The organism is Nocardia testacea NBRC 100365 (genome assembly GCF_000308775.1).
Taxonomy (GTDB): domain Bacteria; phylum Actinomycetota; class Actinomycetes; order Mycobacteriales; family Mycobacteriaceae; genus Nocardia; species Nocardia testacea.
This window is the reverse complement of sequence record NZ_BAGJ01000087.1, coordinates 1-11645: the sequence shown is the minus strand read 5'-3', so window position 1 is coordinate 11645 and position 11645 is coordinate 1. Positions and strand designations below refer to the sequence as shown.

The window sequence follows — 11645 nt, the reverse complement described above, 5'->3', positions numbered from 1 at the left end:
ATATGCCGGATTCGGTGTCAAAGTGAGTCCTGTTCAATGGGATTCGATGTGCAGGAATCCGGTCGAACGGTTAACTTGTGGCGATGTTCAGAGCGAGGCTCGGTGTCCGCGCCCGGATCCTGGCCATCGCACTCATCCCGAGCCTGACCCTGTTGGTGGTCGGTGTGGGTGCGACGGGCTACCTGATCGACCAGGGACAACACAACCGGCAGGTGACCGAGGCGTTACGCGAGGTCTCGGGCCCCACTCGCGATGTGTACGAGGTGATCCAGAACGAGCGGCGGCTCACGCTCGCACATCTGGCCGGTGACCCCACCGCGGCCGCCGCCCTCGCCGCCGTCCGGCCCAACACCGACCAGGCCCTCCGCGATCTGGTGGCCGGAGCACAGCGGATCCGGGAACTGCAGCCGGCGGAGATCACCGACGATGTCGGCTCGTTCACCACGCTCACCCAGCAGCTCGGCAATATCCGCACCGCGGTCGACACCCGCGCGGTGCCGACCGGAGACGCCTATACCTTCTACGTCCGGGTACTCGATGCCTTCAGCACCGGTGCCCAGCTGTCGCACACATTCGAACAGGATCCGGAGGCGGTCAGCCAGCTGGGCCAGGTGTCGCGCATCATGCACGCGCTGGAAGCGGCGTCACGCAGTCACGCCCTGGCCGGCGCCGCGCTGCGCACCGGCAACCCGGTCGCGCTGCCCGACGAGTTCATCCAGCAGACCGGCTTCTACCACACCGAAACCGCCATGCTGGCCGGCCAGCTGGATCCGGCGATCGGCGAACGCGTGCGTGCCCTGATCGACAGCCCGGAGTGGCGACTGCTGGCCCGCACCGAGAACACGCTCATCGCGCGCAGTGTCGCGGGGGCCGACGCCGGGAGCCCCGCGGCCGCCCTCTCGCCGGGCCAGCTGACGGCCTGGCAGGCGGCCGCCGACCACGTCAACCAGGAGATGCTGAATCTCTGGGACGACCAGAACAAGCTCATGCAGGAGCTGTCGCTGGACGCGGCGGCCCGCACCACCAATCAGTCGCTGCTGATCGGTCTGGCGGTCCTGGTCATCTCCGCGGCCGCGTTCGGGGTATCGCTGGTACTGGCCAATCGGTTCATCCATCGCCTGGTGCGGCTGCGCGACCACACGCTGGCCCTCGCCGACGAACGCCTGCCCGATATGCTCGAACGCCTGCGCGCCGGGGAGGACGTCGACGAGACCGCGGCCGCCGCGAGACTCGACTTCGGCCGGGACGAGCTCGGTGCGGTGGCCACGGCCTTCGAACACGCGCACGCGGTGGCGGTCAATGCCGCGATCACCGAGGCCCGCACGCAGGAGGGCGTGAAGGCGATCTTCCTCAATATCGCCCACCGCAGCCAGATCGTGGTCCACAAACAGCTGGAGATCCTCGACGACGCCGAACGGCGCGAAGAGGATCCGGCCATGCTGGACATCCTGTTCAAACTCGACCATCTGGCCACCCGCGAACGCCGCAACGCCGAGAACCTCACCATCCTCGGCGGCGGGAAGCCCGGCCGGCAGTGGCGAGCCCCGGTACCACTGATCGACCTGGTGCGCAGCGCGGTGGGGGAAACCCAGGACTACACGCGGGTGCGGCTGGCGCGGCTGCCCGAACTGCGTATCGCCGGCAACGCCGTGGGCGATCTCATCCATCTGCTCGCCGAACTGGTGGACAACGCCACCTCGTTCTCCCCGCCGCAGTCCCGCGTCCAGGTCACCGGATCGGTGATCGGCAAGGGTGTGGCCGTGGAGATCACCGATCAGGGTATGGGCATCTCGGAGGCGGATCGCGACCGCCTCAACGAACTCCTGGAGAACCCGCCGAACTTCGAGGTCGCGTCCCTGCAGAAGGATTCGCGGCTGGGTATCTTCGTCGTCGCGCAGCTGGCGGCCCGGCACGGTGTCGCGGTGCGGCTGTGGGAATCGGAGTACGGCGGTGTCCGGGCGGTGGTCATCGTGCCGGCGACCCTGCTGACCGATCCCGCGGAGGAGACCACACCGCTGACCGGGTTGCCGCGTACCCCGGGGCCGGAGGGCGGTACGGACAACCACACCGAACCCCTCCCGGAGAGCTCCGCCATCGCGACGCTGCTCGCCGACCGGCCCCGCGCCACCGAACCCCTCGGCGAACGGGCCGAGCAGTCCGGCACCGCCGATACGGTGCCGGTCGCCCGTCCGGAGGCCACGGAGACCACCGCCGAACCGGCCGTACTGCCCGACGGTCGTCCGGCTTTACCCCGCCGTAGCAGGCAGGCTAAAGTCGCACCGCGACCGGAAGTTTCGGACGTCGCCCAGACCGCCGCAACGGCGCGGCCACGCTCGGCCGAACAGGCCAGGGATCTGATGTCGGCGATCGAGAACGGCACCCGGCAGGGCCGCAAGCCATTGCCCGCCGCAGAAGCCGGCGCCGGGAACCCGGCGTCGGACGGCGCATCCCCGGATGAACAGGAAGGCTAAGTGTCCACTTCCACACAAGGTGACCTGAACTGGCTGCTCGACGACCTGGTCGAGCGACTCGCGGGGGTCCGCCTCGCGGTCGTACTGTCCACCGACGGAATGCTGCTCGGCCACTCCTCGAAAATGGATCGCACCGAGGCCGAGCATTTCGCCGCGATGTCGTCCACCCTGCACGGCCTGGCCCGCAGCGCCGGCGCGCGGTTCGAGGGCGGTGCCGTACGGCAGGCGGTGATCGAACTCGATCACGCCGTACTGTTCGTCACCTCCGCCGGTGACAACGCGTGCATCGCCGTACAGGCCGCCGCGGACGCCAATCTCGGCATGGTGGCCTACGAGATGAACCTCACCGTCCAGCGGGTCGGCAGCCATCTGTCGACCGGCTCCCGCGGCGGGGCCGGGGCCGAAGCCCAGTAACCGCGGAAACAGCAACGGCGCCATGACGGGTATGCGGGTATGACCGGCCGACGGGAACCCTGGTTCGACGACGACGCCGGACCTCTGGTGCGGCCGTACGCCATCACCAAGGGTCGCACTGTGGGCGCCGGCCACGATCTGGATATGCTCACTGTCGTGGTCGAAGCTCGTGGTGCCCCGCCGTTGCGCCGGATCGAACCCGAGTACACCGATATCGTGCACCTGTGCACGGAAGCACAAACCGTGGCGGAGGTGGCAGCCGCCTTGAAACTGCCGCTGGCGGTGACCAAGATTCTCGTCGGAGATCTGATCGGTGACGGCCATCTGATCTTCCGGGCTCCCGTACAGATGGAGTCCGGTCCCGGCGACTTCAACATATTGCGAGCGGTACTGGATGGAATCCGAAAAATTTGACCCTGCCCGGATGGACCCCGGGGCTCCGGCTCTTGCTGCGTCGGTGAAGGTCCTCATCGCCGGTGGTTTCGGCGTCGGCAAGACCACGATGGTGGCCTCGATCAGCGAGATCCCGCCGCTACGCACCGAGGAGATGATCACCGAACTCAGTACCGGCATCGATGATCTGTCCGGTGTCGAGTCCAAGACCACCACGACGGTGGCACTGGATTTCGGCCGGATCACCATCGACAAGGATCTGGTGCTCTACCTGTTCGGTACGCCCGGCCAGGATCGCTTCTGGTTCCTGTGGGACGAACTCGCCCGGGGTGCGCTCGGCGCGGTGGTGCTGGCCGATACCCGCCGGCTGGGCAATTCCTTCGCCGCCATCGACTATTTCGAGCGGCGCGGCCTGCCCTTCCTGATCGCGGTGAACTGTTTCGACGGGGCGCCGCGGTACACGATCGACGAGGTCCGCGACGCGCTCGACCTCGACCCGTCCATCCCGGTGATGCTGTGCGACGCGCGCGACCGGGTCTCGGCCAAGAATGTGCTGCTCAGTCTGATCGAGCATCTCATCGAGCGGGCCACCCGCCCGAATCTCACCACCAAGTAGGCCGGCACGGCGGAGCCGCACCGGCTCCGCCCGCCGGGGGTCAGCGTGCCAGGTGGCCGGTCGCGTGGAGTTCGTCGAACAGCAACTGGTCCACCGGCGGCACCCGCGGCCGATCACCGAAACCGAACCACGCGAGTTCGGCGATCTCACTGCTCGCGGCCAGTGTGCCGCGATAATCCGCGCGATAGCAGCTCATCCGGACCCGCGCGCCGCCGTCGGCCGCTTCGTAGACCCCGACCGGCTCGACCGTCTCCGGTACCAGCGCGACGGTGAGTTCCTCGGTGACCTCGCGCAGCAGCGTCTGCTCATCGGATTCACCGGCCTCCCGTTTGCCGCCCGGGATGTAGAAGACATCCTTGCCGCGCGGACGCGCACACAGGATCCGTCCGTCCACGATGAGAACCCACGCGACCGTATCGATCAGTTCCCCGACCAGCTCGTCCGTCACGCAGCCAGCTTAGGTGTCGCGTCACTCCGGCCTCGGGCGCCCCGCGATCTTCTTCGGTCCTCGCGTCGCCTGCCGGCGCGATCCCGTCGCCGGTCACCGACCGCTCGCACGCCGATCTGGGCCAAGCTGCCACGAATCGCGCGGCCGCGGACGTACCATGCGGACGTGGCCGATGCGAATACTCCCGCCGCGGTGCGGGTCCTGGTCTACAGCAACGACGCCGACACCCGGGGTCAGGTGATGCTGGCGCTCGGCCGCCGGCCACATCCTGATCTACCGCCGGTGGAATACCTCGAGGTGGCCACGGCCCCGGTGGTATTGGAGCGGATGGATGCCGGCGCGGCCGACCTGGCCGTACTCGACGGCGAATCGGCGCCGGTGGGCGGCATGGGCCTGGCCAAACAACTCAAGGACGAGATCCGCGAGTGCCCGCCGCTGGTGGTACTCACCGGCCGCGCCGACGATGCCTGGCTCGCGAACTGGTCGCGGGCAGAAGCTGTAGCCCGCCATCCGATCGACCCGCTGCGGCTCACCGAGATCGTCGTCGATCTGCTGCGCCGGCGCCCGGCTGCCTGACCCGCCATTAGGTTCATTCGCTCATAAATCTCAGTCGCGAATTCGATCAAAGGGCTCCACGAATCCGCGTTCGTCCTGCCACGACAGTTGTAGGCTGTGCTTTAGCTCACATGAGCGCGGGCGATGACATATAACCCGCGTCGACTGATCCTCCCCCAGCCCTGTGTCGAATCCGGGGACGATCCGGCGGCGCGGGGTATACCCATCGACCGCCCGACCCCGTTCGCGGAACCCGGTGGCACAACCGCGGGGTTCCAGTTCGCAAGGAGGGGAAGCGCAGTCGTGAACACCGAACTGCCGATACTGGTCCTCGGCGCGGTCGCCGCCGCCTTCGCGGTGATCTCGATCCTGATCGCCGGGCTCATCGGCCCCAAACGCTACAACCGCGCCAAGCTACAGGCCTACGAATGCGGTATCGAACCCACACCGCACGCAACGGCCGGAGGCGCGGGAAACATTACCGGCCAACGTTTTCCGGTGAAGTACTACCTCACCGCCATGCTGTTCATCATCTTCGATATCGAGATCGTGTTCCTCTACCCGTGGGCGGTCCATATCGATGCGCTCGGGGTGTTCGGACTGGCCGCGATGGCACTGTTCATCGTCAATGTCTCGGTCGCCTACGCCTACGAATGGCGGCGCGGCGGCCTCAGCTGGGACTGAGCCGCGAACCTCCGATCAGCCGCACCGCGCCCGGCGCGGGCCGATATCCAGGGAGTAGTCGGACATGGGTTTGGAAGAGAAACTGCCCAGTGGTTTCGTGCTCAGCACGGTCGAAGCCATGGCGGGGTACATGCGCAAGGGGTCGGTATGGCCGGCCACCTTCGGTCTGGCCTGCTGCGCGATCGAGATGATGGCCACCGGTGGGGGCCGATTCGACTCGGCACGTTTCGGTATGGAGGTCTTCCGGGCCTCGCCACGGCAGGCCGATCTGATGATCGTGGCCGGCCGGGTCAGCCAGAAGATGGCACCGGTGCTCCGGCAGGTCTACGACCAGATGACGGAGCCGAAATGGGTGCTGGCGATGGGCGTGTGCGCCTCCTCCGGCGGCATGTTCAACAACTACGCCATCGTGCAGGGCGTGGACCATGTGGTCCCCGTCGACATCTACCTACCGGGGTGCCCGCCACGCCCGGAGATGCTGCTCAACGCCATCCTCGCGCTACACGAGAAGATCCAGGCGACCCCGATGGGAGTGAACCGGGACGAGGCGATCCGCGCCGCCGAGGCGGCGGCGCTGGCGGCCACTCCGACCATCCGGATGGAAGGTCTGCTCCGATGAGCGCCGAGGGCCCCGGCTCCACCGACAGCCGCGCCGTGGAACCCGAACAGCCGATCGGTCCCGAGGACGAGGTCATCGGGGTGCGCCGGGGGATGTTCGGGATCTCCGGCAGCGGCGACACCTCCGGGTACGGCCGCCTGGTCCACCGGGTCGCGCTACCCGGTGGCAGTGCGCCGCCCTACGGCGGCTATTTCGATACCGTCGTCGATCTGCTGCGCGCGGCCCTGGCGTCCGGCCCCGGGTTCGATGCCGCGATCGAGAAGGTCGTGGTGGACCGCGGCGAACTCACCCTGCACATCGATCGCGACCATCTGGTCGCGGTGGCGCGGGCCCTGCGCGACGATCCCGCGCTGCGATTCGAACTGTGTCTCGGGGTGAGCGGCGTGCACTACCCGGACGAATCCGGGCGGGAGCTGCGCGCGGTCTATCACCTGAACTCGATCACACACGGACGCCGGCTGCGGCTCGAAGTGTCCGCCCCGGACACCGACCCGCATATCCCGTCGCTGTATCGCGTGTACCCGACCTGCGACTGGCACGAACGAGAGACCTACGACTTCTTCGGAATCCTGTTCGACGGGCATCCCTCGCTGACCCGCATCACCATGCCCGACGACTGGCACGGTCACCCGCAGCGCAAGGACTACCCGCTGGGCGGGATACCGGTCGAGTACAAGGGCGCGCGCATACCGCCGCCCGATGAGCGGAGGGCATACAGCTGATGAGCGAGATCGATTACCGGCCCGGAGTCTCCGGCGGGCCGGACAGCGACGACTCCCGCACCACCCCGACGGCGCCCGGGCGCGGCGGCGCGGACCCCACCGAACAGGTACTGACGGTCGCCGGGCAGGACTGGGACGAGGTCGCCGACGCCCTGCGCGGTGCGGGCGAGGAACGCATTGTCGTCAATATGGGCCCGCAGCATCCGTCCACGCACGGGGTGCTGCGGCTCATTCTCGAGATCGAGGGCGAAACCGTGGTCGAGGCCCGGTGCGGTATCGGCTATCTACACACCGGTATCGAGAAGAACCTGGAATTCCGCACCTGGGCCCAAGGCGTCACCTTCGTCACCCGGATGGACTATCTGTCCCCGTTCTTCAACGAGACCGCCTTCTGCCTCGGGGTGGAGCGGCTGCTGGGCATCACCGACGACATCCCCGAGCGGGCCACCGTGATCCGGGTGCTGCTGATGGAGCTCAACCGCATCTCCTCGCATCTGGTGGCGCTGGCGACCGGAGGTATGGAGCTGGGCGCGCTGACCCCGATGCTCTTCGGGTTCCGGGAGCGCGAGCTGATCCTCGACGTCTTCGAGAACATCACCGGCCTGCGGATGAATCACGCGTTCATCCGGCCCGGCGGTATCGCCCAGGACCTACCCGGTGACGCTGTCGCCAAGGTACGCGACCTCCTGGCGCTCATGCCGAAACGATTGCGGGACATGGAGCATCTGCTCACCCACAATCCGATCTTCAAGGCACGCACCCAGAACATCGGCTACCTCGACCTGACCGGTTGTATCGCGCTCGGCGTCACCGGCCCGGTGCTGCGCTCCACCGGTCTGCCGCACGATCTGCGCAAGGCCATGCCCTACTGCGGATACGACACCTACGAATTCACCGTGCCCACCACCGATACCTGTGACTGCTACGGCCGCTACCTCATCCGGATCGAGGAGATGAAACAGTCCCTGGCGATCGTGGAACAGTGCCTGGACCGATTGCGGCCGGGACCGGTGATGGTGGCGGACAAGAAGATCGCCTGGCCCGCGGACCTGGCCCTGGGCGCCGACGGGCTGGGCAATTCGCCACAGCACATCGGCAAGATCATGGGGACCTCGATGGAGGGGCTGATCCACCACTTCAAGCTGGTCACCGAGGGTATCCGGGTGCCGCCGGGGCAGGTCTACGCGGCGGTGGAGTCGCCACGCGGCGAACTCGGCGTCCATATGGTCAGCGACGGCGGCACACGGCCCTACCGAGTGCACTATCGCGATCCCTCCTTCACCAACCTGCAGGCCGTGGCGGCGATGTGCGAGGGCGGCATGGTCGCCGATGTGATCGCCGCCGTGGCCAGTATCGATCCCGTGATGGGCGGTGTGGACCGATGACCGAGATCCTGTTGCGCCTGAGTGTTCGGCCGCAGCCCTACCCCGACGAGGTCCGTGCCCGGCTCGAACCGGACGCGAAGGAGATCATCGCCCGGTACCCGCAGCCCCGCTCGGCGCTGCTACCGCTACTCCATCTGGTGCAGTCGGAAGAGGGCTACGTCAGCAGTACCGGGATCGAGTTCTGCGCGGAGTTGCTCGGGCTCACCGGCGCCGAAGTGACCGCGGTCGCCACCTTCTATTCCATGTACCGGCGCACCCCCACCGGCGACTACCACGTGGGCGTCTGCACCAACACCCTGTGCGCGGTCCTCGGCGGCGATGCCATCCTCGCGGAACTGCGCGAACATCTGGGAATCGCGCACGGTGAGACCACCGACGACGGCGCGATCACCCTCGAGCACATCGAATGCAACGCGGCCTGCGATTACGCGCCGGTGATCATGGTGAACTGGGAGTTCTTCGACAACCAGACTCCGGAATCTGCCCGCGCACTGGTGGACGCGCTCCGCGACGGCCGTACCGTCACCCCGACCCGCGGCGCGCCGCTGTGTACCTTTCGGGATACCGCGCGGGTCCTCGCCGGGTTCCCGGACACCCGGCCCGGCGTGCTCGACGGCGACCCCGGCACACCGACGCTGACCGGTCTGAACACCGCGCGCGAGCAGGGGATGCGGGCACCCGAGGTACCGGACGAGGACGGTGCCCGATGACTTTGACGCCCGTCCTCAGCACGTACTGGGACCTGCCGAATTCCTGGACCCTCGACACCTACCGGGCCCACCATGGGTACGAAGCGCTGCCGATCGCGCTCGGCATGACACCGGACCAGGTGATCACCACGGTCAAGGACGCCGGGCTGCGCGGTCGCGGCGGGGCCGGATTCCCGACCGGTATGAAATGGGGTTTCATCCCGCAGGGTCCCGAACCCGACGGCTCGATGAAACCGCACTACCTGGTGGTGAACGCCGACGAATCCGAACCGGGTACCTGCAAGGACATCCCGCTCATGCTCGCGGCGCCGCATTCGCTCATCGAGGGCGTGATCATCGCCGCCTACGCCATTCGCGCCGCGCACGCCTTCATCTATCTACGCGGTGAGGTGGTGCCGGTACTGCGCCGGCTACAGGCCGCGGTCGCCGACGCCTACGCCGCCGGACTGCTGGGCCGCAATATCCTCGGCTCCGGCTACGATCTGGAGCTCACCGTGCACGCCGGCGCCGGCGCCTATATCTGCGGTGAGGAGACCGCCCTGCTGGATTCGCTGGAGGGCCGGCGCGGGCAGCCCCGGTTGCGCCCCCCGTTCCCGGCGGTCGCCGGGCTGTACGCCAGCCCCACGGTGGTCAACAATGTCGAATCCATCGCCAGTGTGCCGCCGATCATCCGCAACGGCCCCGCCTGGTTCCGTTCCATGGGCAGCGAGAAGTCCCCGGGTTTCACGCTGTACTCGCTGTCCGGGCATATCGCCCGGCCCGGCCAGTACGAGGCGCCGCTCGGCATCACCCTGCGCGAACTGCTCGGTTACGCGGGCGGGGTCCGCGCGGGCCGGACCCTGAAGTTCTGGACGCCCGGCGGTTCCTCGACCCCGCTGTTCACCGCCGAACATCTCGATGTGCCACTGGATTACGAGAACGTGATGGCGCAGGGGTCGATGCTGGGCACCAAGGCACTGCAGATCTTCGACGACACCACCTGTGTGGTGCGTGCGGTCCTGCGCTGGACCGAGTTCTACGCCCACGAATCCTGCGGTAAGTGCACACCGTGCCGGGAAGGTACGTACTGGCTGGTCCAGTTGCTCACCCGGCTCGAATCGGGCGAGGGCACCCCCACCGATCTCGACAAACTCCTGGATATCGCCGACAACATCAACGGCAAATCCTTCTGCGCGCTCGGCGACGGCGCGGCCAGCCCCATCGTGTCCTCGTTGAAGTACTTCCGTGACGAATACCTCGCGCATATGACGCACGGCGGCTGCCCGTTCGATCCGGCCCGCGCGACCGCCTGGGCCGGATCCGCGGCCGGAGAGGGGATCCGATGACAGCCACCGTCCGTACCGATTCCGCCGATCTACAGCCGGCCGAGCTGGTCACCGTCACGATCGACGGCACCACGGTCAGCGTTCCGGCGGGGACCCTGTTGATCCGCGCCGCCGAACTGATCGGTATCCAGATCCCCCGGTTCTGTGATCATCCGCTGCTCGCTCCGGTCGGCGCCTGCCGCCAGTGCCTGGTGGAGGTGGAGGGCCAGCGTAAACCCGTGGCCTCCTGCACCATGACGGTCACCGAGGGCATGGTGGCGCACACCCAGCTCGATTCCGCGGTCGCGGAGAAAGCGCAGCAGGGCGTGATGGAGTTGCTGCTGATCAACCATCCGCTGGACTGCCCGGTCTGCGACAAGGGCGGGGAATGCCCGCTACAGAACCAGGCCATGTCCACCGGTCGGGCGGAGAGCCGCTTCGAAGGGGAGAAACGCAAGTACCCGAAACCGATTCCCCTGTCGACCGCGGTCCTGCTCGATCGCGAACGGTGCGTGCTGTGCGCGCGCTGTACCCGTTTCTCGCAGCAGATCGCCGGGGACCCGTTCATCGAACTGCTCGACCGCGGCGCGCTCCAGCAGGTCGGCACCGCCGCGCACGAACCGCTCGATTCGTACTTCTCCGGTAATACCGTGCAGATCTGCCCGGTCGGCGCCCTCACCGGTACGAGCTACCGGTTCCGGGCCCGCCCCTTCGACCTGGTCTCCAGCCCGAACGTCTGTGAGCACTGTGCCTCCGGTTGCGCCCAGCGCACCGACCATCGCCGCGGGAAGGTTCTGCGCCGCCTCGCCGGCGACGATCCCGAGGTCAACGAGGAATGGAACTGCGACAAGGGACGCTGGGCGTTTGCCTACACCGGCGAACGCGATCGGATCACCGGCCCGCTGCTGCGGGGGGCCGACGGGACGCTGGCTCCGTGTTCGTGGTCCGAAGCCCTCGCGGCAGCCGCGCGCGGTCTACGCGCGGGGGTGGGTAACGCGGCGGTGCTCCCCGGCGGCCGGATCACCGAGGAGGAGGCGTACGCGTACGCCAAATTCGCGCGGGTGGTGCTGGGCACCAACGATATCGACTTCCGGGCCCGGGCCCAGACGGCGGAGGAAGCGGAATTCCTGGGCGCCTGGGTCGCCGGGCACACCGGCACCGTCACCTACGACAGTCTGGAGGCGGCACCGGTCGTGCTGCTGGCCGGGTTCGAACCGGAAGAGGAATCGCCCATCGTCTACCTGCGGTTGCGCAAGGCGGCCCGGACCCGCGGGCTACCGGTGTTCTCGATCGCCGCCTACGCGTCGCGCGGACTGGAACGGAT

General features: G+C 67.7%; 13 protein-coding genes. 12 read left to right on the top strand and 1 reads right to left on the bottom strand.

What is annotated here, in order from left to right; genetic code table 11:
• Positions 1 to 83: 83 nt before the first annotated feature.
• The 4 genes from ON38_RS11285 to ON38_RS11270 are packed head-to-tail and all read left to right on the top strand — an operon-like array spanning position 84 to position 3894.
• Positions 84 to 2471: a sensor histidine kinase gene (locus ON38_RS11285; protein WP_039824734.1), complete on the top strand. Its 2388-nt coding sequence runs from the start codon at positions 84 to 86 to the stop codon at positions 2469 to 2471.
• Positions 2472 to 2885 carry a roadblock/LC7 domain-containing protein gene (locus ON38_RS11280; RefSeq protein ID WP_039824625.1) on the top strand — a complete coding sequence of 138 codons (414 nt, stop codon included), beginning with the start codon at positions 2472 to 2474 and terminating at the stop codon, positions 2883 to 2885.
• A gap of 39 nt (positions 2886 to 2924) precedes the next feature.
• A complete protein-coding gene (locus ON38_RS11275) occupies positions 2925 to 3299 on the top strand; it encodes a DUF742 domain-containing protein (RefSeq protein WP_039824623.1) in 375 nt (124 codons plus the stop codon).
• Positions 3300 to 3309: 10 nt separating this feature from the next.
• A complete protein-coding gene (locus ON38_RS11270; RefSeq protein WP_036512093.1) occupies positions 3310 to 3894 on the top strand; it encodes a GTP-binding protein in 585 nt (194 codons plus the stop codon).
• A gap of 40 nt (positions 3895 to 3934) precedes the next feature.
• On the opposite strand, the gene ON38_RS11265 is transcribed toward ON38_RS11270, so the two are convergent.
• Positions 3935 to 4342, bottom strand: coding sequence for an NUDIX hydrolase (locus ON38_RS11265; RefSeq protein WP_083872537.1), 408 nt, complete (start codon positions 4340 to 4342; stop codon positions 3935 to 3937).
• Positions 4343 to 4507: 165 nt separating this feature from the next.
• Here ON38_RS11265 and ON38_RS11260 point away from each other — a divergent pair, with 165 nt between their 5' ends.
• The 8 genes from ON38_RS11260 to ON38_RS11225 all read left to right on the top strand — a co-directional run.
• On the top strand, positions 4508 to 4918 hold the full coding sequence (locus ON38_RS11260) for an Rv3143 family two-component system response regulator (RefSeq protein WP_039824620.1): 411 nt from the start codon (positions 4508 to 4510) through the stop codon (positions 4916 to 4918).
• A gap of 282 nt (positions 4919 to 5200) precedes the next feature.
• Positions 5201 to 5581, top strand: a complete 381-nt coding sequence (locus tag ON38_RS11255) for an NADH-quinone oxidoreductase subunit A (RefSeq protein WP_030519467.1) — start codon at positions 5201 to 5203, stop codon at positions 5579 to 5581.
• Positions 5582 to 5645: 64 nt separating this feature from the next.
• A complete protein-coding gene (locus tag ON38_RS11250) occupies positions 5646 to 6200 on the top strand; it encodes a NuoB/complex I 20 kDa subunit family protein (protein WP_039824617.1) in 555 nt (184 codons plus the stop codon).
• A complete protein-coding gene (locus ON38_RS11245; protein ID WP_051164607.1) occupies positions 6197 to 6922 on the top strand; it encodes an NADH-quinone oxidoreductase subunit C in 726 nt (241 codons plus the stop codon). The genes ON38_RS11250 and ON38_RS11245 overlap by 4 nt, the downstream gene beginning before the upstream one ends.
• Positions 6922 to 8307 carry an NADH-quinone oxidoreductase subunit D gene (locus tag ON38_RS11240; protein WP_083872535.1) on the top strand — a complete coding sequence of 462 codons (1386 nt, stop codon included), beginning with the start codon at positions 6922 to 6924 and terminating at the stop codon, positions 8305 to 8307. The genes ON38_RS11245 and ON38_RS11240 overlap by 1 nt, the downstream gene beginning before the upstream one ends.
• Positions 8304 to 9017, top strand: coding sequence for an NADH-quinone oxidoreductase subunit NuoE (nuoE, locus tag ON38_RS11235; protein WP_039824616.1), 714 nt, complete (start codon positions 8304 to 8306; stop codon positions 9015 to 9017). Before ON38_RS11240 ends, nuoE begins: the two co-directional genes overlap by 4 nt.
• Positions 9014 to 10342, top strand: coding sequence for an NADH-quinone oxidoreductase subunit NuoF (gene nuoF / locus ON38_RS11230; protein WP_039824614.1), 1329 nt, complete (start codon positions 9014 to 9016; stop codon positions 10340 to 10342). Before nuoE ends, nuoF begins: the two co-directional genes overlap by 4 nt.
• Positions 10339 to 11645: NADH-quinone oxidoreductase subunit G (locus ON38_RS11225; RefSeq protein ID WP_157181730.1), on the top strand; the 1307-nt coding region annotated here is incomplete at its 3' end. The genes nuoF and ON38_RS11225, both read left to right, overlap by 4 nt.

Bases quoted from the DNA above. Each gene is read 5' to 3' on its own strand.
- ON38_RS11270 (WP_036512093.1), top strand. From the start codon at position 3,310: ATGGACCCCGGGGCTCCGGCTCTTGCTGCGTCGGTGAAGGTCCTCATC.
- ON38_RS11275 (WP_039824623.1), top strand. From the start codon at position 2,925: ATGACCGGCCGACGGGAACCCTGGTTCGACGACGACGCCGGACCTCTG.
- ON38_RS11240 (WP_083872535.1), top strand. From the start codon at position 6,922: ATGAGCGAGATCGATTACCGGCCCGGAGTCTCCGGCGGGCCGGACAGC.
- nuoE (WP_039824616.1), top strand. From the start codon at position 8,304: ATGACCGAGATCCTGTTGCGCCTGAGTGTTCGGCCGCAGCCCTACCCC.
- ON38_RS11285 (WP_039824734.1), top strand. From the start codon at position 84: ATGTTCAGAGCGAGGCTCGGTGTCCGCGCCCGGATCCTGGCCATCGCA.
- ON38_RS11250 (WP_039824617.1), top strand. From the start codon at position 5,646: ATGGGTTTGGAAGAGAAACTGCCCAGTGGTTTCGTGCTCAGCACGGTC.
- nuoF (WP_039824614.1), top strand. From the start codon at position 9,014: ATGACTTTGACGCCCGTCCTCAGCACGTACTGGGACCTGCCGAATTCC.
- ON38_RS11245 (WP_051164607.1), top strand. From the start codon at position 6,197: ATGAGCGCCGAGGGCCCCGGCTCCACCGACAGCCGCGCCGTGGAACCC.